The following is a 22,172-nucleotide window of genomic DNA, read 5'->3' as shown; positions in this document are numbered from 1 at the left end:
CGACATCGCGTCGAGTGGAGCCGGGCGGGAACGCCGGTACCGCCGGCCCCCGGTGGGGCCGGCGGTGGGGTGGGGGGAGCCGGAGGGGGGACGCGGCGGCTGCCGGGCTTATGACAACGGCATTGACGTGTGGCGGCGCCGCCGGTTTCATGGCACGCACTTCCGCCCCGGTCACCCCCTCCGACCGGCGCGGGAGTTCCCCCACACACGCGCACCCCACACGCGCACACCACGACCAAGGCGGTGATCCGTTGGCATCGACGGTGAAGGACACGGGCGGCGGCCCGGGAACGGACGCGGGTGGCTCCCACGTCGCGATGCGCCAGTCGCTCGGCCTGCTGGACGGAGCGGTGATCGCCGCCTCCAGCACGGCCGCCACCAGCAGCATCGGGATCGGCCTCGGCCTGATGGCCGGGGTGGTCGGCCTGCACCTCCCGGCGATCATGCTGCTGGCCTTCCTGCCGGTGCTCGCCATCGCGGGCGGGTACGGCCGGCTGAACGCCGTGGAGCCCGACGCGGGCAGCAGCTACCGGTGGGTCGGGCGCACGCTCAGCCCCTGGCTGGGGTTCCTGACCGGCTGGGTGAACACCGTGGGGACGGTGGTCTTCATGGCGTACACCACCACCGTCACCGGCTCCTCGATCATCCAGCTGCTCGACCAGGCACACCTGCGCAGCGTCGCCGGGCTGCGGCTCGACGCCGACTCCACCGTCCAGTGCACCCTGCTCGGCCTGGTGGTGCTGATGGGCGCCGCACTGGTCGCGGTGCGCGGGCTGGACCTGGCGGCCCGGTTGCAGAAGGCGCTGCTGGTGTTCGAGTACGCGGTGCTGCTCGGCTTCTGCGGGTACGGGCTGTTCGCCGGCGACCAGCCGTTCTCGCTCCAGTGGTTCAACCCCTTCGACATCCCCTCCTTCGACGCGGTCGCGCAGGGCATGGTGCTGGCGGTGTTCTGCTACTGGGGCTTCGAGTCGGTGTTCAGCGTCGGTGAGGAGGTGCGCGACCCGCGGGACGCCTCCCGGGGCGGCATGGTCGCCCTGGTGGTGATGCTGCTGCTGTTCCTGCTCGCCGGTACCGCGTTCCAGCGGGTGCTGCCGATGGACGAGCTGGCCGACAACGGCGCCCACGGGCTGGCCTACTTCGGCTCCAAGCTGGCCCAACAGCCGCTGGCGGCACTGCCGTTGATCGCGCTGATGTTCTCCGCGGTGGCCTCGCTGCAGTCCTCGGTGATCCCCACCGCGCGCGGGATGTACGCGATGGGGCGCGACCGGGTGCTCGGCCCGGTCTGGACCAGGCTGCACCCCAGGCACGCCACGCCCGCCGCCGGCACCCTGCTGGTCACCGCCGTCGCCGTCGCCCTGGCGCTGGTCTCGGTCGCCATCCCGACCGTCAACGACCTGATCTCGGCCGCGGTCAACGCGATCGGCATCATCGTCGCGCTCTACTACGCGCTGACCGCCGCCGCGGCCGCCGTCCGGTTCCGCGGGCTGCTGCGCACCGACCCACTGGAGGGGCTGCGCGCGGTGGTCGGGCCGCTGCTGGGCGCGGCGGCGCTGCTCGCCGTCGGCGGCTACCTGGCCTGGACCTTCTACGACTCCACGGACCACTTCGAACTCGCCGCCGACAACGGCTGGTTCGAGCTGTCCGTGGTGATCCTGATGATCGTCAGCGGACTCCCGGCGGCGGCCTGGGCCCGCTGGCGACGGCGCTCGCCGTACTTCCTGGGGGATCGCGCGGGTTAAGCCCCGTACGACGCACGCCAGGCACCAGCACACGAGAACGGAGCACCACCCATGACCGAGGCCGATCTGGTCTTCACCCGCGGACCCGTCCACACCGGCGACGCCGCCCGCACCCGGGCGAGCGCCCTGGCCGTGGTCGGCGAGCGGATCGCCGCCGTCGGGCACGACGAGGTCCGGGAGCTGATCGGGCCGGGGACGGAGGTCGTCGACCTCACCGGCAAGCTGCTGCTGCCCGGCTTCCAGGACGCCCACATCCACGCGGTGTTCGGCGGGGCCGAGTTGGCGTCCTGCGACCTCACCGGGACGGTCGGCGTCGCCGACTACCTGGCGCGCGTCCGGGAGTACGCCGAGGCCAACCCGGAACAGGAGTGGATCACCGGCAGCGGGTGGTCGATGGAGAGCTTCGAGGGCGGGCTGCCGACCCGGCAACTGCTCGACTCCGTCGTCCCCGACCGGCCGATCTACCTGACCAACCGGGACCACCACGGCGCCTGGGCCAACACCAGGGCGCTGGAACTCGCCGGCGTCACCGCCGGCACCCCCGACCCGGCCGACGGGCGGATCGAGCGCGAGGCCGACGGCACCCCGAGCGGCACGCTCCAGGAGGGCGCCACCGGCCTGGTCGCCCGGCTGCTGCCGCCCGCGACCGCCGCCGACCGGCTGGACGGACTGCTGCGCGCCCAGCGGCTGCTGCACTCGCTCGGCATCACCGGCTGGCAGGACGCGCTGCTCGGCGAGTTCAACGGCCAGCCGGACCCGTCCGACGCCTACCTGGCCGCGGCCCGCTCCGGCGCGCTGACCGCCCGGGTCGCCGGGGCGCTCTGGTGGGACCGGGACCGCGGCGCCGAACAGATCCCCGAACTCGTCCGGCGGCGCCACGAGTTGAGCCACGGGAGGTTCCGGGCCGGCTCGGTGAAGATCATGCAGGACGGCATCGCGGAGAACTTCACCGCCGCGATGACCAGCCCGTACCTGGACGGCTGCGGCTGCGCCACGGCCAACTCCGGCCTCAGCTTCGTCGATCCGGCGGCGCTGCTCGGGTACGTCACCGAACTGGACGCGCTCGACTTCCAGGTGCACTTCCACGCGCTCGGCGACCGGGCGGTGCGCGAGGCGCTGGACGCCGTCGAGGCCGCCCGCACCACCAACGGCCGCCGCGGCACCCGGCACCACCTCGCCCACCTCCAGGTGGTCCACCCGGACGACCTGCCGCGCTTCGCCCGGCTGGGCGCCGTCGCCAACATCCAGCCGCTCTGGGCCGCGCACGAGCCGCAGATGGACGAGCTGACCATCCCCTTCCTCGGGCCGGAGCGGGCCGCCTGGCAGTACCCGTTCGGCGCCCTCCAGCGGGCCGGCGCCACCCTGGCGGCGGGCAGCGACTGGCCGGTGAGCAGCCCGGACCCGCTGGCGGGCCTGCACGTGGCGGTCAACCGGATGGAGCCGGAGGCCACCGACGGGCGGGTCTTCCTGCCCGAGCAGCGGCTCGACCTGGGCTCGGCCATCGCCGCGTACACGGCCGGCAGCGCGTACCTGAACGGGCACGACGACGCCGGGGTGCTGGCGGCCGGGCGGCTCGCGGACCTGGTGGTGCTCGACCGGGACATCCTCACCGGCCCGCCGGAGGAGATCGCGCACGCCAGGGTGGAGCGCACCTACGTCGGCGGGCGGCTGGTGCACGCGGCGGACTGAGCCCGCGAGACGGGACGGGACGAGACGGGACGGGACGAGACGGGGCGAGACGGAGCGGACCGGCCGGCGGTGGTGAGCGCACGGGGGCTCACCACCACCGGCCTTGCCACGGGGGCCTTCAGCCCCGCGCCGCCAGCAGCCGCGCCTCGGCGGCCTCCAGCAGCAGGTCGAGGGCGCACGGGTACCCGCTGCGGTTCATGTCGGCGGTGAGCAGGTGGGCGGTGGCCGCGATGTTGGGGTGGCCGACGGCGTCGAGGCGGGCGTAGGAGGCCTGCCAGACCTGGTGGTCGGCGTTCCTGGCGGTGTCCGGGAGGGCGAGGGCGGCGGCGTCCAGGGCGGCGAAGCCGAGGCTCTGGTCGACGAAGGCGTGGTAGATCAGGACGGCCTCCGGGTCGGGGAAGCCGGCGGTGCGCAGGATGCCGAGGATCGTCTCGACGGCGGCGATCTCGTGGGCGCGGCCGGTGGTGCGGTGGGCGGCGAGGATGGCGGCCTGCGGGTGGGCCTGGTAGCTGGCGTGGATGCGCAGGCCGATGGCGCGCAGGTCGGCGCGCCAGTCGCCGGTGGGCTGCCAGCCGTGCTGGGCGCGGCCGATGAGCTCGTCGGCGACGGCGAGCAGCAGGTCGTCGGTGCTGTGGAAGTAGCGGTAGACCGCGCTCGGGTCGGCGCCGAGCGCGGCGCCGAGCCGCCGCACCGTGAGCGCCTCGGCGCCGTGCCGGCCGACCAGCCGGATCGCGGTGGCGACGATCAGCTCGGCGGACAGGACGACGCCCTGCTTGGTGGGGCGGCGCCGACGTCGCTGCGGTTCGGGGACTACGCGATCGCTCATGCCGAGAGGCTATGCCGACATCGTTGACATAGGCCAGAGGGCGGGCGCCCGCTGCCCGGTCCTCGGCCGGGGCCCGGCCCCGGCCCCGGCCGGAGTGGAAGCACCCCGGCGCCCTGGCCGGGCATTCCCGGCTCCGGGCGCGCGGGCACACCTCGGTACGATCCCTTCATGGGTGGTACGCGGGACGAGGCCTGGGACGCCGACGCGGCGGAGCGGGCGGTGGCGGTGCTGAAGGCGGTGGCGGACCCGTCGCGCTACCGGCTGCTGTGGGCGCTGAGCGCCCGGGAACTGCCGGTGAGCGAGCTGGCCGAGCTGCTGGGGGCGCACGTGGCGGCGACCTCCCAGCACCTGGCGAAACTGCGGGCGGCCGGGCTGGTGGTGGCGCGGCGGGAGGGGACGCGGATCTTCTACCGGGCCACCGAGGTACGCGGGCTGCTCACCGAGGCCGCGCTGATCGCCCAGGACCTGCCCGACCGTCACGGCGGGGGCGGCGACGGTGCCGCCCCGGCCGGCGCGACCGCCCCGCAGCCCTTCGCCCGTACCGCCCGCGCGGTGCGCCACCGCCCGGCGACCGGCTGACCGGTCAGCGGGCCGGGGGTTCCAGCCGGTACTCCTGCCGGTCGGCGTCGTACGCGAAGAGCCCCGCGTAGCGGCCCCAGTCGGTCGCGGTCTCCAGCTGCCGGTCGGTCTGTTCGACGGTGTAGTGCCGGCCGAGGAGGTCGCGCAGGAAGCCGGTGCGGACGGTGGCGCCGGGCCGGTCGCCGAGGCTGTTGGCGATCAGCTTGACCAGCGGGACCTCCAGGGCCGCGGCCGCGAACACCGCGCGGGAGTCCTGGGCGTCGGCCCCGGCGTAGGCGGCGCCGGTCCCGGTGAGCAGCAGGTCGTCGCCGTGGACCTCGGCGAGGCCGAGCAGGTCGAGGGCGTCGACCTGGGGGAGCAGGTCGTCGATGTCCAGGCCGAGTTCGTCGGCGAGCCCGGCCAGGTCGCAGCTCCCGCCCCGGTGGGCGACCGTCTCGGCGAGACCGGAGAGGCCGTCGACGCTCGCGGGGGGCAGCGGGGTGCCGGCGACGGTGCGCCGATCGGGATCGGAGCCGGCGCGGCCGGGCGGCCGGGGGTCCATGGGCCGGCCGGTCATGATCCGGTACACCCGGTCCACCAGTTCGTCGAAGGCCGCCGAGTCGCGGTCCCGAGGCCGCTCCAGGGCGACCTCGACGGTCTCCCGGATGGTCCCGTACGGGCGGGCGCCGAGCACCACGATGCGGTCGGCCATCAGTACGGCCTCCTCGATGGTGTGGGTGACCAGGACGACGGCCCGGGTGGGGAACTGGCCGGAGTCCCACAGCTCCATCAGCTCGCCGCGCAGGTTCTCGGCGGTGAGCACGTCGAGGGCGGAGAACGGCTCGTCCATCATCAGCACGTCCGGTTCCACGACCAGTGCCCGGGCGAAGCCGACCCGTTGGCGCATCCCGCCGGAGAGCTCCTTGGGGTAGGCGGACGCGAAGCCGGTCAGGCCGATCAGGTCGATGGCCTGGGCGGCGGCCAGGGCGCGTTCCCCGGGCGGCACCCCGCGGGCCTCCAGACCGAGCTCGACGTTCTGCCGGACGGTCAGCCAGGGCAGCAGCGCGAAGGTCTGGAAGACCAGCGCGGTACCGGGGTTGGCGCCGGTGAGCGGGGTGCCGCGGTAGCGGACGGTGCCGGAGCTGGGCGGGATCAGGCCGGCCAGGCAGCGCAGCAGGGTGGACTTGCCGGAGCCCGAGCGCCCGAGCACGGCGACGATCTCGCCGGCCCGCACGGTGAGGTCGATGCCGGAGAGCACCGGCAGTTCGCCGGCCGCCCCGGCGTAGGCCTTGGTCAGGCCGACGGCCTCCAGCAGCACCTCCTCCTCGCCCTGGAGCACGGGAACGGGCACGGGAACGGGAACGGGCGCGGCGGCGCGGCGGCGGAACGGGAAGCGCATCGGCGGACTCCGGACTACAGCGAGTATCGGCGCTCGGCCAGCCGGTACAGCCGGCGCCAGAGCAGACGGTTGAGGATGACGACGTACAGGCTCATCACCGCGACCCCGGCGAGCAGGCGCGGGTGGTCGCCGTGTTCGGCGGCCCTGGCGATGTACGCGCCGAGGCCGGTCGCGGTCAGGGTGGTGGAGCCGAAGGTGACCACCTCGGCGACGATGGAGGCGTTCCAGGCGCCGCCGGAGGCGGTGATGCCGCCGGTGACGTACGCCGGGAAGATCGCGGGGATGATCAGCCGCCGCCAGCGCTGCCGGCCGCGCACGCCGAGGTCGTCCATCGCCTCGCGCAGGTCGGCGGGCACGGCCATGGCGCCGGCGATCGCGTTGAACAGGATGTACCACTGGGAGCCGAGGGCCATCAGCAGGATGCCGCCGAGGTCGATCGACACCCCGGTGCGCAGCAGCAGCCAGACCACCAGGGGGAAGAGGAAGTTGGCCGGGAAGCCGGCCAGCACCTGGACGACGGGCTGGGCGATCCTGGTCAGCCGGGGCGAGAAGCCGATCTTCACGCCGATCGGCACCCAGACCACGGTGGCCACCGCGACCAGCACGACCACCCGGGCGAGGGTGGCGAGCCCGAGCAGCAGCGGCTCGCCGAAGACGCCGAGGCCGGTGCGGCCGGCGAGGTAGCGGCCGAGGTCGACGACGCCCCACAGCACGACGCCGCCCAGGACGAGGGCGAAGGCCAGGTCCCCGGCCCGGCGCCGGCCGGGGCGGCCGGCCGTCGGGCGGCCGGCGGTGCCGAACACCCGCCCGGCCCGGTTCAGCGCCCGTCCGGCGGGGCGCAGCGCCCCGCCGAGCGCGGCGGGCAGCCGGGAGCGGCGCAGCAGGTCCAGCACGACCGAACGCTGCACCTCGGCGGCCTCGGACTGCTCGTTCTTGAACCGCTCGGCCCAGGCGGTGAGCGGCCGCCAGAACAGGAAGTTGACGCCGATCACCAGCACCATCATGGTGGCGATCGCCCAGCCGACCCGGCCGAGGTCCCCGGCGGCGATGGCCGCACCGGCGTACGAGCCGACCCCGGGCAGCGCGTACCGCCGGCCGTCCACGGTGATCGCCTCGGAGGCGACCAGGAAGAACCAGCCGCCGCCGAAGCCGAGCATGCCGTTCCAGACCAGGCCGATCATGCCCGAGGGCAGCTCGACCCTCCAGAACCGTGTCCACCGGCTGAACCCGAACGAGCGGGACAGCTCGTCGAGTTCGGTCGGCAACGAGACCAGCGCCTGGTAGAAGGCGAAGGTCATGTTCCAGGCCTGGGAGGTGAAGATGGCGAACACGGCGGCGCATTCGAGGCCGAGCACCGAGCCGGGGAAGAGCGCGAGGAAGCCGGAGACCGCGACGCTCAGGAAGGCGAGCACCGGCACCGACTGGAGGATGTCCAGGGCAGGGATCAGCACCCGCTCCAGCCGGCGGCTGCGGGCGGCGGCGTAGGCGTAGCAGAAGGTGAAGACGACCGAGACGGCGAGCGCGGCGAACATCCGCAGCAGCGAGCGCGCCGCGTCGTACGGCAGCCGGGCCGGGTCGGTGTCGACGGCGGCGTCCCGGGCGGTGGAGAACCGGACGGAACCGCCCTGGCCGAGCCGCAGCACGAGGTAGAGCAGGACCAGGACGGCGGCCGCGACGACCAGGTCGACCCAGACCCGCCCGCCGAGGCGGCTCGCCGCCCGCGCGGGCAGCGATCCCCGGGACCGGCCCGGCAACGGGCTCCGGGACTGGCCCGGCAACTGGCTCCGGGCCCGGCCCGGGGCGGGCTTCGGCAGGGTCATGGCGGTACCTCCGGCGCAAACCCGGGCAGTCTGCTCCCTCGGTACGTCCGTACGCAAACCCGTCCGCGTCCCGTCCGGCACCGCGTCCCGCCCGGGGGCTACCGGGCCGGCCCGGCCCGGCGCTGCCTCCGGTCCGCCGTGACCGCCGTGACCGCCGTGACCGGCGGGGCCGGTGTGGCAGTGCCGGTCCGCCGCCGGGTGCCGGCCAGCAGCAGGGCGAGCAGCAGCCCGGCGACCGAGGCGCCGAGGAAGGCGCCGGACAGGAACAGCCGCAGCGGGTGGGGCGCGAGGCCGACGGCGAGGCCCTCGGTGGTGATCAGCAGCAGGACGCCGCACAGCGCGGTCCCTCGGCCGGTCCGGGGGAACAGGACGGTTCGGGTCATCGAGGGGTCCTCCTTCGGGGTCTGGTCGGGTGGCGGCGGGAGCCCGGACGGGGCGGGCCGTTCAGCGGTCGGGGTGCCAGCGGGCTTCCAGCCGGGTGGTTCCGTCCGGCGCGGTGACGGCCCGCCAGCGGGCCCGCAGCCCGCCGGTGCCGGTGCCGATGCCGGTGCCCGCCGGGCCGGCGCCCCCGTCCTCCTGGTCCGCGGCGAGGGCCGGGAGGGCCTGGAGGACGGGGGTCTCCAGGGGGCTCGCCGCCAGCCGTCGGCCGACGGTGAAGAGGGTGGAGAGGGCGGAGCGCGGTCGGCCCCGGTCGGTGGACGGACGGGTGGGCCGGAAGACGGCGACGATGGTCATGGCAGGTCACCTCCGTGACGGGACGGCGGGCAGAGGGGGAGCACGCGGCGGGCCGGACGGCTCAGCGGTCCAGCGCGGTCTGGACGATCTTGACGACGACCATGGCCATCGCGAGCAGCAGGTAGGCGCGCAGCGCGCCCATGCCGATCTTGCGGGCGGTGGACATCACCGGCTTGTCGAGGGTCTCCAGCGGGGGCATCCGCCAGTTCTCCCGGCCGGTGCGGTCGATGGGGTCCTCCTTGGTGCCGCGGCGTCCGGAGGTGAAGGAGTACCCGGCGACGAGCACCCCGGCGACGCCGCAGCAGGCCATGATCCACAGGATCGCCCCGGAGCTGATGTCCGGCCAGACCACGGCGGCGGTGAGGATCAGCGAGAGCGTCACCAGGACGCCGACCACCGCTGAGGTGAAGGCGTTGGTCCTGGGACCGTTCACCCAGGGGCCGAGCACGGCCCTGTCGTTGCAGAGCAGCAGCAGGAAGACGGTCGCGGAGGGCAGCAGAACCCCCGCCAGCACCTGGACGAACTGGGTCATCAGGCCCTGGGCGCGGTCGGTGGAGAGCAGGGTGATCGCCGCCGCCGCGACGACCAGGCCCGCGTAGATCCCGTAGAAGCCCTTGGCGCCCTTCACCCCGCGGTGCAGCGAGTGCCTGATGCCGAAGACGTCGCCGATCGCGTACGCGGTGGACAGGGAGACCGCGAAGGCGCCGATGATCGAGGCGTCCAGCAGCGCGATGGCGAACAGCACACCCGCCAGGCGGCCGGCCTTGTCCTCGATGCCCCGGGCGACGGCGGCCGCGTCGGAGAACTGGCCGGCGCCGTCGGTGCCCGCGAAGGCGGCGGCGGTGAAGCCCATCATGGCGGCGGCGCCGACGATCACGATCACGATGCCGATCCAGAGGTCGGCCTTCTCGTACGTCATGAAGCGGGGGGTGATCCGCTTGTCGATGACGTAGGACTGCTGGAAGAACAGCTGCCAGGGCGCCACGGTGGTGCCGACGATGGAGATGATCACCAGCATCACGGCCGCCAGCTCGCCCGCGCCGCCGGGCATGCTGGGCACCACGAAGTCGTGCGCCAGCTGAGAGGTCTTCGGGTGGACCAGGAAGTAGACCGGCACCAGCAGCAGCGAGCCCAGGCACAGGGTGACGGCGACCCGTTCGAAGCGCCGGAAGGAGCCGGTGAACGCCGAGGCGATGATGATCCCGGCGGCCAGGACCACCGAGGCCGCCTTCGGCAGCCCCAGGTACCCGGCCGCGAGGGTCACCCCGATGAACTCGGTGACCAGCGTCAGGGCGTTCAGCAGGAACAGGTCGATCACGCTGAACGCGCCCCAGAACTTCCCGAAGCGCTCCAGGATCAGCCGGGCGTGGCCGACACCGGTGACAGCGCCCAGGCGCAGCACCATCTCCTGGTTGACGTAGAGCACCGGGACGAGCATCAGCAGCGTCCACAGCAGCCGGGTGCCGTAGTTCTGCCCGGCCTGTCCGTAGGTGGAGAAGGCGCCGGCGTCGTTGTCGCCGACCATCACGATCAGGCCGGGTCCGACGACCGCGAGCAGGGTCTTCAGCCGCGCCGACAGGCCGTGGCGGGGTGTGGTGTCGTCGAGCCGGATGGTGCCGAGCGCGCCCCTGATGTCGCCGACGTGCGCGTCGTCGAGGACGGCCGAACGCGGCTCGGGCGCCGTGGAGTCGATGGAGTCGTGGGTGGTGGTGGCGGTGGCGGGGGTGGTCTGAGTGGTCATGGGTTTCCTCCTGGAGCCCGGACGGGCGGCCCGGGGCGGGTCGGAGGCAGGCGGCAGCGATCCCTGCGGGCGGGCACGGCGCGTCGGCGCGCGGCGGAGCGGCCCGGACGAAGGCGTGCGGGCACGGCGGAGTCGCGTGCGGAACGACGTGGCGTCTTAGCTGACGAATCGTCAGGACATCGTGCAGGGAAAGGTGTTACCGCATGCCGGAGGTGCACGAGGACAGGCGGGGGTAGGGGCGACTGTGGCCCGGACTACTGCAATCCATGTCTCTCGCCTCCTCCCGGCCGGCGCACCCCGTGGTGCGTGTCATCGACGCGGCAAGGAGTTCACCGGCCCGCGGAACGCGACCGCCGGTTCACCCCAACTCGTCAGAGCCTAGCCCCACCCGGAGGTGATACTTGCGCACTTGGTTAAATCTTTACCTTCTGTGGGTGCTTCGGTACGGCGGCCGGCCGGGTGACGGGGGTTTGGCCCTCCGGCCGTCACGGAACGACTTCCCGCCGTACCCGCAGCGGCACCAGGGTGTGCCCGAACCCGAGGGATGGCATGGCGACCGCAGACTCCCAGGGGTCCCCCCGGCAGGCGCGGGCGCTGACGCTCGCCCGCCACCCGAAGCTCTGGCTCTTCCCGAGCCTCCTGTGCGGCCTGCTGGCCGTCGTCCTCTCACTGCTCTACATGGGCGGCATCCTCGACCCGAGCGGGCACCTGCACCGGCTGCCGATCGCCCTGGTGAACGAGGACCAGGGCCCGCCGCCGCCCGGTCAGCCGGCCGCCCTCGGGGCCCAGCTGGCCGGCGCCGTGGTGGCCGGCACCCCCGACGGCACCGTCGAGTGGCGGCAGGTCGACGCGGCCGGGCTGCGCGAGCAGCTCGCCTCCGGCAAGGTCTACGGCGCGCTCGTCGTCCCGAAGGACTTCAGCGCCGCCGTCACCGCACTGGCCACCGGCGGGGCCACCGAACGGCCGGCCGTCACTGTGCTGACCAACCCCGGCATGGGCAGCCTCGGCGCCTCGATCGCCGCGCAGATCGCCCAGAACGCCGCCCACCAGGCCTCGCTGGCAGCCGGTAAACAGCTGCTCGCCGCCGTACCCGCCTCCGGCGTCCCCGGCCCGGACACCGGCGCCACCGCGCGACTGCTGCTCGCCGACCCGATCGCCGTCACCACCCGGGTCGGCCACCCGATCGGCGGCCACAGCGGGCTCGGCCTGAGCGCCTTCTACTACACCCTGCTGGCCGTGCTGACCGGCTTCATCGGCGGCAACATCATCCACAACGGCGTCGACGGCGCGCTCGGCTACAGCGACAGCGAGCTGGGCCCCTGGCACACCCGCCGCCCGACCGTCCCGATCAGCCGCACCCAGACCCTGCTGCTGAAGATGGTCATGACGGCCGGGATCATGCTGCTCACCACCTCACTGGTGCTGCTCTGCTCGGTCGGCATCCTCGGCATGGACGCCCCGCACCAGGCCCTGCTCTGGATCTTCGCCTACTGCGCGAGCCTCGCCGTGGGCCTCGGAGTGCAGGCGATCAACGCCGCGTTCGGCGGGATCGGGCAGCTGGTGTCGATGTTCGTCTTCATCGCGCTGGCGCTGCCCTCCTCCGGCGCCACCGTCCCGCTCCAGGCGGTGCCGGGCTTCTACCGCTTCCTGAGCGTCTTCGAGCCGATGCGCCAGCTCAGCGATGGCATCCGGGCGATCCTCTTCTTCGACGCCAGGGCCGACGCCGGGCTGACCCGCGGGTGGATCATGATCGGCGTCGGCGTGGTGCTGGCCCTGCTGTTCGGCTTCGGGATGACCCGCTACTACGACCGCAAGGGCCTGCACCGCTGGACGCCTCAGCCCTCCGACTAGCCCGTCCGGTCCGTCCGGCCCGTCCTTCCGGCGGCTAGCCCGTCCTTCCGGCCCGTTCGACGGTCACCTTCAGGTGCTTCATGATCGGCTGGTCGCTCTGGGTGCTGAAGTCGCCGATCGCGCACAGCACGTTCAGCTCCGGCATGTACCCGGCCGCACAGCCGCGCGGGATGTCGTAGGGGACGGCCAGGTAGCCGTGCACCGAGCGGGTGCTGCCGTCCCCGGCGGTGCTGGTGACGTCCACCCGGTCGAACTCGGCCAGGCCGCGCTCGCGCATGTCGTCCGGGTTCATGAACACCAGGGTGCGCAGGTTCTTCACGCCCCGGTAGCGGTCGTCGTCCGAGTAGATGGTGGTGTTCCACTGGTCGTGCGAGCGCATCGTGCCCAGCGCCAGGGTGCCGGGCGCGGGGACCACGTCCGGCAGCGGGGCGGTGGAGAACTCGGCCTTGCCGGAGCGGGTGAGGAAGACCAGTTCGCGGGCCGGCTGCTTGATCCGGAAGCCCAGCGGCAGCCGCACCCGGCGGTTGAAGTCCTCGAAGCCGTCCAGCACCCGGGCCATGGTGTCGCGGACGCGGTCGTAGTCCTCGATGTACCACTCCCACGGGGTGGGGCTGTCCGGCAGCGCGGCGCGGGCGATCCCCGCGACGATCGCGGGCTCGGAGAGCAGGTGCGGCGAGGCCGGGCGCTTCATCCCGACCGACAGGTGCACCATGCTCATCGAGTCCTCGACCGAGGTGGACTGCACCCCGGCCCGCTGGTGGTCCTTCTCGGTGCGGCCCAGGCACGGCAGGATCAGCGCCCGCCGCCCGTGCACCAGGTGGCTGCGGTTCAGCTTGGTGCTCACCTGGACGGTCAACTCGCAGGCTGCCAGGGCCTGGTGGGTGTACGGGGTGTCCGGTGCGGCGAGCGCGAAGTTGCCGCCCATGCCGACGAACACCTCGATCTCCCCGCGCCGCATCGCCTCGATCGTGCCGACGGTGTCCAGCCCGTGTTCGCGCGGCGGCTCGATCCCGCACACCTCGGCGAGCCGGTCCAGGAACGCGTCGGCGGGCCGGTGGTCGATGCCGCAGGTGCGGTTGCCCTGGACGTTGCTGTGCCCGCGCACCGGGGAGGGCCCCGCGCCCTCGCGGCCCAGGTTGCCGCGCAGCAGCAGGAGGTTGACGATCTCCCGGACGGTGTCCACCCCGTGCTCGTGCTGGGTGACGCCCAGGCACCAGCTGAAGATCGAGCGGTCGGCCTCCCGGTAGACCCGTGCCGCCTTGAGGACGGCGGCCCGGTCCAGCCCGCTCTGGCGCTCGATCTCCTCCCAGGGCGTGCTCTCGCAGACGTCGCGGTAGGCCTCGAAGCCGCTGGTGTGGCGCTCGACGAACAGCCGGTCCAGAGCCCGCTCGTCGGTCGCGGACTGCTCCAGGATCGCCTTCGCCATGCCGCGCAGCAGCGCCATGTCGCCGCCGATCCGCGGCTGGAGGTTCAGGGTGCCGGTGCGGGTCGCCCGGTTCAGCGCCATGTCGGTGAAGTCGTGCGGGATGATCGTCCGGGTCGCCGCCGCCTCGACCAGCGGGTTGATGTGGACGATCTGCGCGCCGCGCTTGTACGCCTCGGCGAGCGAGGTGAGCATCCGGGGCGCGTTGGAGGCCGCGTTGACGCCCAGGATGAACAGCGCGTCGGTGACCTCCCAGTCCTTGAGGTCGACCGTCCCCTTTCCGGTGCCGAGCGCGGCCTGCAACGCGCGGCCACTGGCCTCGTGGCACATGTTGGAGCAGTCGGGCAGGTTGTTGGTGCCCAGCTCGCGGGCCAGCAGCTGGTAGAGGAAGGTCGCCTCGTTGCCGAGCCGGCCCGAGGTGTAGAACGCGGCCCGGTTCGGGTCGTCCAGCCCGCGCAGGGCGCCGCCGACCAGGGCGAACGCGTCCTTCCAGCCGATCGGCACGTAGTGGTCGGTGTCCGCGTCGTAGACCATCGGCTCGGTGAGCCGGCCCTGGTCCTCCAGCGCGAAGTCGCTCCACCCGGACAGCTCGGTCACCGAGTGCGCGGCGAAGAACTCCCGGCCGACCCGTTTGCGGGTCATCTCCCAGGTGACGTGCTTGATGCCGTTCTCGCAGATGTCCAGGTGCAGGCCCTTGGTGTCGTCGGGCCAGGCGCAGCCGGGGCAGTCGAAGCCGCCGTCCTCGTGGTTCATCCGCATCACCGCGCGCGGCCCGTCCAGGTACGCGCCCTCGCGCAGCAGGAAACGGGTGACGCTCTTCGCTGCTCCCCAGCCGGCGGCCGGGTGGTGGTACGGCTGGACGTGGGGCGGGCCGGCGGGGGAGGGGCCGTCGTTCTTCGGCCGCTCCCGCGGCTGTTCCGGTGGCGGTCCCTGCTGTCCCTGCGGTCCCTGCTGTTCCTGCTGTTCCTGCGGTCCCTGCTGTTCCTGCTGTTCCTGCTGTTCCTGCGGTCCCTGCTGTTCCTGCTGTTCCTGCGGTCCCTGCGGTCCCTGCTGTTCCTGCTGTTCCTGCTGTCCCTGCTGTCCCTGCGGTTCCCGTGGGGGAGTGGGGGCGGTGTCGTCGGAGGTGGTCACGGTGGTCGCCTTCCGTCGCTCGGGAGTCGGGCACCCGGCGTTGGGGTCGACGCTACGTCCGGCGGTCGGGGGCCGCGCGCCGAGCGCTCACTCCTCCGGCAGGGTGGCGAGGACGGCGGCGACATCCGTCCGCCGGGCGACCGCCAGCAGCGCGCGGGCCATCACCGAGCCGGGCTCCCGGGCGGCGGTCACCAGGGCGATCGGCGCGCTGTGCGCCGGCTCCGCCAGCGGGACGGCCCGCATCCCGCGCGGCACGCCGAACACGTGCAGCCAGGCGTACGGGACGATGCTCGCCCAGTGGCCGGTGCGGACGTGGGCGAAGAGCGAGGCCACCGAATCGGTCTCGACGCTCGGCGCCGGCGCCAGCCCGAGGCCGGCGAACACCCCGTCCAGCACCCGACGGCCCTGCATGCCGGGTTCCAGCAGGCACAGCGGCAGCCGGGAGGCCTCCTCCCAGGTCGCCCGCGGGTGCCGGGCCAGCTCGTCGGCCGGGCCGGTCAGCAGGACGTACCGCTCCTCGTAGAGCGGGAGCGCGCGCAGGCCGTCGGTGTCGCGGGTGTCGTGGGTGTCGTGGGTGTTGCCGGTGTCGTCGGTTTTGCCGGTGTTGTCGGCGCCCGGGTCCGGCAGGTAGGTGATGCCCGCGTCGATCTCGAAGTTCCGTACCTGGCACAGGAGTTCGTCGGAGCGCAGATCGGTGGACAGTTCCACGGAGGCCAGCGGGTGGGCGGCGCAGAACGGCGCGGTGAGCAGCGGGACGGCGCCCGAGGCGGTCGGCACCGAGCCGATCCGCAGCCGTCCGCCCAGGCCGGTGCGCAGCGCGTCCACCTCGTCCCGCAGGGCGTCCCGGTCGGCCAGGATGCGCTGCGCCCGGAGCACGATCCGCTCGCCCTCGGGGGTCAGGCCCTCGTAGGCGCGGCCGCGCCGCACCAGGAGCACCTCCAACTCGTCCTCCAGCTTGCGCAGGGCCTCGGAGAGGGCGGGCTGGGAGACGTGGCAGGCCTGGGCGGCACGGGCGAAGTGGCGCTCGTGGGCGAGCGCGACGAGGTATTCCAGCTGGCGGAAGAGCATCTGCTACTCGGCCCTGGTGGCGGTGTCGACGTGGTCCGTGGCGACGCGGTCGGTGCCGGTGCGGTCGGTGTCGACGCGGTCCGTGCGGGTGTACACGTTCATCGAGTCGCCGCGCAGGAAGCCGACCAGGGTCAGCCCGGTCTCCTCGGCGAGGTCCACCGCCAGCGAGGACGGCGCGGAGACCGCCGCGAGCACCGGTATGCCCGCCATCACGGCCTTCTGCACCAGCTCGAAGGAGGCCCGGCCGCTGACCATCAGCACCGTGCCGCGAGCCGGCAGCAGCCCCTCGCGCAGCGCGTGGCCGACCACCTTGTCCACGGCGTTGTGCCGGCCCACGTCCTCGCGCAGGCAGAGCAGCCGCCCGTCGGCGTCGAACAGGCCCGCCGCGTGCAGGCCGCCGGTGCTGTCGAAGACCTTCTGGGCGGCGCGCAGCCGGTCGGGCAGCGCCGAGAGCAGCGCGGGGGTGACGCGAAGCCCGTCCTCGGCGACGCTCCACGGCGCGGTGGTGCGCACCGCGTCCAGGCTGGCCTTGCCGCACAGGCCGCAGGAGGAGGTGGTGTAGAAGTTGCGCTCCAGCGAGGCGTCAGGGGCGGGCACGCCGGGGGCGAGCAGGACGTCCACCACGTTGTAGGTGTTGCCGCCGTCGGCGGTCGCGCCCGCGCAGTAGCGGATGCCGGCGACCTGCCCGGCGGCGTGCACCACGCCCTCGCTGACCAGGAAGCCGGCCGCCAGGTCGAAGTCGCTGCCGGGGGTGCGCATGGTCACCGTCAGCGGGCGCCCGCCGACCCGGATCTCCATCGGCTCCTCGGCGGCCAGGGTGTCGGGGCGGTACGAGGGTACGCCCTGGCGCAGGCGCAGCACTCTGCGGGGTACGGTCACTCGGCCCATGGTCGTCGGCTCCTCGGTGGTGTCGCTCCGGTCTGTACGGATGAATCCTCCCTCCTGGCGGCGGCGCGCGGGCCGGGAGGGCCGGGCAGGCGGGGCTGGTCGGGTTGGTTGGTCTGCTCGGGCAGGCCGTCCCGGCCCGTCGCGCTGGCCTGACCCGGTAGGTCGTCCCGGCCCGACGGGCCGGGCAGATGGCGGCGGCCGTGGGCGGCGGTGACCGCCAGGCAGAGCAGGCCGATGGCCGCCATGCCCGCCAGCAGCGCCGGATAGGAGGCGTGACCGGCGGTGCCGGCGAGCAGCAGCGGGGTGAGGAAGCCGCTGGAGGTGGTGCTCTGGTAGAGCGAGGCGGAGGTCGGCCCGGAGGAGTGCGCCGTCAGCCGCTCCACCTCGTGCAGCCCCGCGCCGAGCGTCAGCCCGTACCCGGTGCCGAGGACGACGGCGGCCACCACCACCAGGCCGACCGAGTCACGGACGACGGCGAGGGCACCGAGCAGCAGTCCGGCGATCACCGTGGCCATCGCGGTGAGGGTGGCCCGGGCGCTGTCCGCGTCGTCCAGCCGGGCGGCGAAGGGCTGGGCGACCACCCCGGTGGCCAGGGTCAGCGCCGCCACCAGGCCGCTGAACAGCGGCGCGTAGCCGGGCACCCGGTCGGCGACCAGCGGCGGCAGCACCACGTACGCCACGGTGGCGGCGCCGAGCACGGCAGGGCTGGCGGGCAGCACGACGTAGCGGAACCGGGGGTGGCGGACGGCCGCGGTGCGCTGCGGCGACGTGTGGTGCGGCGACGTGCGGTGTGGTGACGTGCGGTGCGGTGGTGTGCCGTGCGGTGGCGTGCCGCGGTCGCGCCGGGCGGTCTCCGGGAGCCCGCGGGTGGCCCGCAGTACCAGCAGACAGCCCAGAGCGTGGGCGAGGCCCGGCAGCACCATCGGTCCCGGCAGCCACTCGGCGACCACCCCGGAGACCAGCGCCCCCGCCGCGAAGCCCGTACCGGTGGCGTACATCGCACGGCGGGCCGCCGTTTCGGGTGCCGTCCCGGGGCCGGACAGCTCGCGCAGCCAGGCCGTCCCGGCCAGGAAGGCCAGCCCGGCCGCGAAGCCGGTGCCCAGCCGGGCGGCGTACACGCCCGGCTCGTCCGCCAGGGCCAGCACCACGCTGGCGGCGGCGGACAGCGCCAGCGCGCCGCGCACCGTCCGCCGCCGCCCGTAGCGGTCGGCGGCGGGGCCGCCCAGCAGCAGCCCGGGCACCAGGCCGACCAGGTAGACCGAGAACATCGCGGCCAGCGAGAGCGCCGACCAGTCGGTGCGCGCCCGGTACACGGTGGCCAGCGCGGTGAACTGGTTGGCGCCCCAGGCGGCGACGGCGACGGCGGCGGCCGCCGGAAACCAGCGGCGGGCGGAGCGCGGAACGGGAATATCTTCGGTGCCGCCCATGCGCTGTTCTGCCCCGTTTCCGACTTTCCGGCCATTCCTGGATCTCCGCAGGTCCAGTGTGTGGTCCGTCGTCGCGGGGCGTCAAAGAAGCCGTTCCTTTGAGCTGACAGGCGGCGCCTATCGAAGAATTCCCGAATGCACTGTCCGGCATGCCATCGAAATGCCCTCGGAATATCCTGAACAATGCGATCGGGAATTCCGCCCGGGCTATGCCGTGGCGCCCACCGACAGCACCACCGCGCTGGCCGCACCGGCCGGGGTGTCGTAGTGCACCGTCTCCCCGGCGTGCCGCCCGAGCAGCGCCTTCCCGAGCGGGCTGTCGAAGGTCACCAGGGTGAGATCCCGCTCCTCCGCCAGCTCGGAGATCTCGACGGTCTCCTCCGCGCCGTCGTCGAACCGCACGGTCACCGTCGACCCCACCCCCACCACCCGCGCGGACGGCTCCCCGGCGACCTCGGCCTCCCGCAGCCGCACCTCCAGCTCGGTGATCCGCCGGTCCAGCCGGGTCACCTCCGACGCCCGCTGCAACTCGTCCGCCGCGTCCGCCCGGTCCCCCACCGGCTCCACCCCGCGCAGCGTCGCGGCCACCTCCCCCCGCTCCGCCCGCAGCTGCGCCAACTCCTCCCGCACCGCACGCAGGCCCTCGGCACTGATCGGTTCCGGCCCACCGCTCATCCCAAGCTCCCGGAGCTGCTCGTCACACGCTCGAACACCGGCCGCCTCCCATTACCCCACCGCCCGCGGCCCCGGGCAAGTCCGGCCGGACCGGAGGCGGTGGGCGGATTCCGACGGCCGGCGGGTCGGCGGCCTGCCGGGCCGGCGGCCTGCCGGCCGTCCGTGTGCGAGGCCAGCCGTCCGTCCGTGTCAGCGGGTCAGGACGCCGAACCGTTCCTGCACCGGAACCCGCTGCGCGACGACCGGTTCGAGGAACGGGCTGGGTGCCCCGTGCCAGGAGACGGCGAGGGCTTCCCGGGCGCGCGTGCACGCCACGAAGAGCAGGCTCAACTCGCCGTCGAGGTCCTCCTGGTGCTGCTGCGGGTCGGTGTCCGCCGGGGTGATCGCGCTGCGCAGGGGAATCAGGCCGTCGCTCACGCCCACCACGGCGACACAGCGGAACTCCAGCCCCTTCATCCGGTGCATGGTGCCGACCCGGACGCCGGGGGACGGTGCGTTGCCGAGGGGGGAGGCGGGAATCCCGCTCCGCTCCAGGGTCTGGGCGATGTCGCGGCCGAGCCGGCCACTCCGTACGGCCACTCCGATGTCCTCGGGGCTCGCGCCCGAGGCGATCCACTCCTCGACGCGGGCGACGAGGGCCCGGATCTCCTCGGCCTTGTCGGGATGGCCGTGGACCTCGGGGTGCGCGCCGTGCAGGGTCGAGTGGTAGCCGGCCAGTGACTCCGTCCCGCCGTCCATGTCGTCCGGGCGCTCGCCGGTGAGCAGGGAGGCGGACCAGCTGAGGATCTCCTGCGTCGTCCGGTAGTTGATCCGGAGGCGGGAGGAGCGGCCGACCACCTGGATGCCGAGCGAGCGCAGCGAGACCTTGTTCCCGTAGATCCGCTGGTGCGGATCGCCGACGAGGAACAGGTCGTCCGGCCCGGCGGCCACGAGCGCGCGCAGGAAGCGCCACTGGACGGGGTGCAGGTCCTGCGCCTCGTCGATCACCACGTGCCGGAACGGGCGCTCGTCCCGTTCGTCGAGCACCCGTGCGGCCTGCGCGCAGACCTGGAGGAACGTCAGCTCCCCGGCCTTCCGCAGCTCCTCCTCGAACGCGGCCACCACGCGCCACAGCCGGGCCCGCTCCTTCGGCCCCATGGCCTTGCCGCGGCCGGACCGCGGTGCCCGCAGGTACTGCTCGGGGCTCTCGATCACCTGGGCCAGGACGACCTGACGCCACTCCTGGTCGAGGAACACGTCGGTGAACTCCGAGCCGAGCCGGCGGGCGACGCGTCCCCAGCGGGCGAGGACCGCGTGCTGCTGGAAGAGGACCTTCTGCGGGGCGCCGCCGCGCGTGCGCCGGAGGACCTCGTCGGCGAGCGCGTCGACGGTGACCACCCGGATCTTCGCCCGGCTCCGCTCGTCCGTGACGAGCAGGGCGAGGCAGCGCTCCAGCTCCGCGGCGAGGTCCTCGGAGAAGGTGGTCAGCAGAATCGATCCGTCAGGCGCGTCCGCCGGCAGCCGGCGGGCCAGGTGATGGGCCCGGTGCAGGGCCACCACCGTCTTCCCGGTCCCGGGACCGCCGGTCACCCGGGCCGGCCCGTTGTACGACTCCCGGTAGGCGACCCGGTACTGGGCCGGGTGCAGGAAGATCCGCCAGGCGTCGAAGGGGCGGGCCAGGATCTCCCGCAGCTCGTCGGGCCCGGAGACCAGGGCGACCCTGCCGCGCGCGCGGACCATGGCCGAGAGCAGTCCGCCGGCGGGCTGTCCGACGCTCGCGGGGGTGGCCGTCCGGACGTACGCCCGGACGATCTCGCGGTCGATCTCGGCCGGCTCCATCCCGCTCGCCAGGCCGATCAGGACGTCGAACTGCTGCTCCGGTAGCACGCGGTGGAGCGCCTCCAGGTGGGCCTCGTCGGGGAGCAGCCGGATGATCGGCAGGATCTCCTCGTCGACGCCCAGGCTGCGCAGGACCTTGTCGGAGCGGTCGGCGAAGAGCCTCCTGGGCTCGTCGGCGGCCAGCACCTTCAGCGACCGGGAGGCCCGCTCCAGCGCGACGTCGTTGCGGATCTCGACGCCCTGGGTGGCGGCGTTGACCGAGGCCCGGTGCTTGCAGGCCCAGTCGTTGGCCTTGTCGTGCGGGAGGACCTTCAGCAGGAGGTAGCCGTCGCCCCGGTCGGCCTTGAGGACGACCCCGCGCCAGAAGTCGGTGATCCGGATGGTCCGTATCCGGGGGTCCCGCTGGTTGGTGAGCTTCTCCAGGTGCAGGCCGGCGTGGGTGGCCTCGGTGAACTTCTCGAAGGTCTCGAAGACCCGCCGCTGCACCGGCTTCTCCAGCGCCGCGAACTCCATCAGGAAGTCCCGGTGCATGCCCAGCGTCGCCACCCCGGCCCCCTCGCGCCCCTGCCCGCCCGCGCGGCCGGGCAGTCCGCCTCACTGTACTGGCCGAGTGATCACCCGCGGCGGGCCGCCCGGCGGCGTGCGGTGAGCGGCTGCCGGCCGTCGACCGCGAGCCGGTGCTGGACGCCGCCGGCCCGGATGTGGCCGGGAGCGAGGACGACGGAGTCAAGGCGTGCGTGGTCGGCGGCGTACCGGCCGACAACGTACGGGCGTGACGCGGCAGTCGGGCGGCGGGGTTCGCTATTGACCCTGAGTCGGGAGGGTTTGTACGGTGTGTAGTCGAAGGTTCGCGCGACATGCCGGAGGCGTGATGAAGCAGCCGTGGGACGCCGACCCCGACGCCGTGCCTACCCGGCGCCTGGGCAAGTCGCCGACCGAACTGGGCACCACGGGAGGCCGGGACGGCTGCCCCGACGTCTGGGAACTCGACAACGGCGACATCGCGGTCATCGGGCGGGACCTGACCGCGGCGTACCGAGCCGGTCTCCCGGAGGACATGGTGGTCGGCGAGGGCGAGCGCCTCGTGGTCATCCCCCGGATCACACTCCTTTCCGCGAAGGCGGACCTGCCGGACGCGTGACCCGAAGGTCCCCGAAACGCCCTCCTGTTCGGCCGCTCGAAGGGCACCTCCGGATGGAGAGAACCCGGGTTGGCGTCGCTGCCGTTGACCGGGCTCGGGAGGCTGCCGTGCCGGCGGCTTGACTCGGTTCGCAGTCGACCGTCCGGGTCGGGACTCGTCCGGACGGCCGGTAGGTCGGACGGGCCGCCGCCCCCGCGAGCCCGGGGGCGACTGAAGGTGGCGGTGATCACCTTCGCGGAGCGG

Annotated in this window: 17 protein-coding genes; 5 read left to right on the top strand and 12 right to left on the bottom strand. The window is 73.7% G+C overall.

What is annotated here, in order from left to right; translation table 11 throughout:
• The first annotated feature begins 317 nt into the window (after positions 1–317).
• Both ACIQOW_RS17010 and ACIQOW_RS17005 read left to right on the top strand, forming a co-directional pair.
• Positions 318–1,739 (top strand): APC family permease, encoded by a 1,422-nt coding sequence (locus ACIQOW_RS17010; protein ID WP_401085308.1) that lies wholly within the window; start codon positions 318–320, stop codon positions 1,737–1,739.
• Between the two features lie 51 nt (positions 1,740–1,790).
• Positions 1,791–3,428 carry an amidohydrolase gene (locus ACIQOW_RS17005; protein ID WP_401085188.1) on the top strand — a complete coding sequence of 546 codons (1,638 nt, stop codon included), beginning with the start codon at positions 1,791–1,793 and terminating at the stop codon, positions 3,426–3,428.
• A gap of 118 nt (positions 3,429–3,546) precedes the next feature.
• Here ACIQOW_RS17005 and ACIQOW_RS17000 read toward each other — a convergent pair whose 3' ends face one another.
• Positions 3,547–4,254: a TetR/AcrR family transcriptional regulator gene (locus ACIQOW_RS17000; protein ID WP_401085185.1), complete on the bottom strand. Its 708-nt coding sequence runs from the start codon at positions 4,252–4,254 to the stop codon at positions 3,547–3,549.
• 168 nt (positions 4,255–4,422) lie between these two features.
• Between ACIQOW_RS17000 and ACIQOW_RS16995 the strand changes: the two genes are divergently transcribed.
• Positions 4,423–4,833 (top strand): ArsR/SmtB family transcription factor, encoded by a 411-nt coding sequence (locus ACIQOW_RS16995; protein WP_401085183.1) that lies wholly within the window; start codon positions 4,423–4,425, stop codon positions 4,831–4,833.
• 4 nt (positions 4,834–4,837) lie between these two features.
• Here the strand turns inward: ACIQOW_RS16995 and ACIQOW_RS16990 are convergent, their stop codons facing one another.
• The 5 genes from ACIQOW_RS16990 to ACIQOW_RS16970 all read right to left on the bottom strand — a co-directional run bounded on the left by ACIQOW_RS16990 (position 4,838) and on the right by ACIQOW_RS16970 (position 10,507).
• Complete coding sequence (locus tag ACIQOW_RS16990; protein ID WP_401085180.1) at positions 4,838–6,211, bottom strand: nitrate/sulfonate/bicarbonate ABC transporter ATP-binding protein; 1,374 nt, start codon at positions 6,209–6,211, stop codon at positions 4,838–4,840.
• Between the two features lie 14 nt (positions 6,212–6,225).
• Entirely contained in the window at positions 6,226–8,031 is a 1,806-nt protein-coding gene (locus ACIQOW_RS16985) for an ABC transporter permease (protein WP_401085177.1), read from the bottom strand.
• Between the two features lie 98 nt (positions 8,032–8,129).
• The gene (locus ACIQOW_RS16980; protein WP_401085174.1) at positions 8,130–8,414 is read right to left on the bottom strand and encodes a hypothetical protein; all 285 of its coding nucleotides are present in this window, start codon (positions 8,412–8,414) and stop codon (positions 8,130–8,132) included.
• A gap of 61 nt (positions 8,415–8,475) precedes the next feature.
• The gene (locus ACIQOW_RS16975) at positions 8,476–8,766 is read right to left on the bottom strand and encodes a hypothetical protein (RefSeq protein ID WP_401085171.1); all 291 of its coding nucleotides are present in this window, start codon (positions 8,764–8,766) and stop codon (positions 8,476–8,478) included.
• A 61-nt stretch (positions 8,767–8,827) separates the two neighbouring features.
• Positions 8,828–10,507, bottom strand: a complete 1,680-nt coding sequence (locus ACIQOW_RS16970; RefSeq protein ID WP_401085168.1) for an NRAMP family divalent metal transporter — start codon at positions 10,505–10,507, stop codon at positions 8,828–8,830.
• A gap of 549 nt (positions 10,508–11,056) precedes the next feature.
• Between ACIQOW_RS16970 and ACIQOW_RS16965 the strand changes: the two genes are divergently transcribed.
• Entirely contained in the window at positions 11,057–12,358 is a 1,302-nt protein-coding gene (locus ACIQOW_RS16965; protein WP_401085165.1) for a YhgE/Pip domain-containing protein, read from the top strand.
• A gap of 34 nt (positions 12,359–12,392) precedes the next feature.
• Here the strand turns inward: ACIQOW_RS16965 and ACIQOW_RS16960 are convergent, their stop codons facing one another.
• The 6 genes from ACIQOW_RS16960 to ACIQOW_RS16935 all read right to left on the bottom strand — a co-directional run bounded on the left by ACIQOW_RS16960 (position 12,393) and on the right by ACIQOW_RS16935 (position 21,334).
• Positions 12,393–14,582, bottom strand: coding sequence for an FdhF/YdeP family oxidoreductase (locus ACIQOW_RS16960; protein ID WP_401085306.1), 2,190 nt, complete (start codon positions 14,580–14,582; stop codon positions 12,393–12,395).
• A gap of 417 nt (positions 14,583–14,999) precedes the next feature.
• Positions 15,000–15,980, bottom strand: coding sequence for a LysR family transcriptional regulator (locus ACIQOW_RS16955; RefSeq protein WP_401085162.1), 981 nt, complete (start codon positions 15,978–15,980; stop codon positions 15,000–15,002).
• Between the two features lie 3 nt (positions 15,981–15,983).
• Positions 15,984–16,868: a formate dehydrogenase accessory sulfurtransferase FdhD gene (fdhD, locus tag ACIQOW_RS16950; protein WP_401085159.1), complete on the bottom strand. Its 885-nt coding sequence runs from the start codon at positions 16,866–16,868 to the stop codon at positions 15,984–15,986.
• Positions 16,856–18,295, bottom strand: a complete 1,440-nt coding sequence (locus ACIQOW_RS16945) for an MFS transporter (RefSeq protein WP_401085157.1) — start codon at positions 18,293–18,295, stop codon at positions 16,856–16,858. The genes fdhD and ACIQOW_RS16945 overlap by 13 nt, the downstream gene beginning before the upstream one ends.
• 207 nt (positions 18,296–18,502) lie before the next feature.
• Positions 18,503–18,970 carry a GreA/GreB family elongation factor gene (locus ACIQOW_RS16940; protein ID WP_401085154.1) on the bottom strand — a complete coding sequence of 156 codons (468 nt, stop codon included), beginning with the start codon at positions 18,968–18,970 and terminating at the stop codon, positions 18,503–18,505.
• Between the two features lie 189 nt (positions 18,971–19,159).
• A complete protein-coding gene (locus ACIQOW_RS16935; protein ID WP_401085151.1) occupies positions 19,160–21,334 on the bottom strand; it encodes a UvrD-helicase domain-containing protein in 2,175 nt (724 codons plus the stop codon).
• A gap of 325 nt (positions 21,335–21,659) precedes the next feature.
• Here ACIQOW_RS16935 and ACIQOW_RS16930 point away from each other — a divergent pair, with 325 nt between their 5' ends.
• On the top strand, positions 21,660–21,929 hold the full coding sequence (locus ACIQOW_RS16930; RefSeq protein WP_401085149.1) for a hypothetical protein: 270 nt from the start codon (positions 21,660–21,662) through the stop codon (positions 21,927–21,929).
• Positions 21,930–22,172 lie beyond the last annotated feature (243 nt).

The sequence above is a fragment of the Kitasatospora sp. NPDC091335 genome (assembly GCF_044757205.1).
Lineage (GTDB): Bacteria > Actinomycetota > Actinomycetes > Streptomycetales > Streptomycetaceae > Kitasatospora.
Note: the sequence above shows the minus strand (reverse complement) of the source record. Positions and strands in the feature narration are given on the sequence as shown.

Bases quoted from the DNA above. Each gene is read 5' to 3' on its own strand.
- ACIQOW_RS17010 (WP_401085308.1), top strand. From the start codon at position 318: ATGCGCCAGTCGCTCGGCCTGCTGGACGGAGCGGTGATCGCCGCCTCC.
- ACIQOW_RS17005 (WP_401085188.1), top strand. From the start codon at position 1,791: ATGACCGAGGCCGATCTGGTCTTCACCCGCGGACCCGTCCACACCGGC.
- ACIQOW_RS17000 (WP_401085185.1), bottom strand. From the start codon at position 4,254: ATGAGCGATCGCGTAGTCCCCGAACCGCAGCGACGTCGGCGCCGCCCC.
- ACIQOW_RS16995 (WP_401085183.1), top strand. From the start codon at position 4,423: ATGGGTGGTACGCGGGACGAGGCCTGGGACGCCGACGCGGCGGAGCGG.
- ACIQOW_RS16990 (WP_401085180.1), bottom strand. From the start codon at position 6,211: ATGCGCTTCCCGTTCCGCCGCCGCGCCGCCGCGCCCGTTCCCGTTCCC.
- ACIQOW_RS16985 (WP_401085177.1), bottom strand. From the start codon at position 8,031: ATGACCCTGCCGAAGCCCGCCCCGGGCCGGGCCCGGAGCCAGTTGCCG.
- ACIQOW_RS16980 (WP_401085174.1), bottom strand. From the start codon at position 8,414: ATGACCCGAACCGTCCTGTTCCCCCGGACCGGCCGAGGGACCGCGCTG.
- ACIQOW_RS16975 (WP_401085171.1), bottom strand. From the start codon at position 8,766: ATGACCATCGTCGCCGTCTTCCGGCCCACCCGTCCGTCCACCGACCGG.
- ACIQOW_RS16970 (WP_401085168.1), bottom strand. From the start codon at position 10,507: ATGACCACTCAGACCACCCCCGCCACCGCCACCACCACCCACGACTCC.
- ACIQOW_RS16965 (WP_401085165.1), top strand. From the start codon at position 11,057: ATGGCGACCGCAGACTCCCAGGGGTCCCCCCGGCAGGCGCGGGCGCTG.
- ACIQOW_RS16955 (WP_401085162.1), bottom strand. From the start codon at position 15,980: ATGCTCTTCCGCCAGCTGGAATACCTCGTCGCGCTCGCCCACGAGCGC.
- fdhD (WP_401085159.1), bottom strand. From the start codon at position 16,868: ATGGGCCGAGTGACCGTACCCCGCAGAGTGCTGCGCCTGCGCCAGGGC.
- ACIQOW_RS16945 (WP_401085157.1), bottom strand. From the start codon at position 18,295: ATGGGCGGCACCGAAGATATTCCCGTTCCGCGCTCCGCCCGCCGCTGG.
- ACIQOW_RS16940 (WP_401085154.1), bottom strand. From the start codon at position 18,970: ATGAGCGGTGGGCCGGAACCGATCAGTGCCGAGGGCCTGCGTGCGGTG.
- ACIQOW_RS16930 (WP_401085149.1), top strand. From the start codon at position 21,660: ATGAAGCAGCCGTGGGACGCCGACCCCGACGCCGTGCCTACCCGGCGC.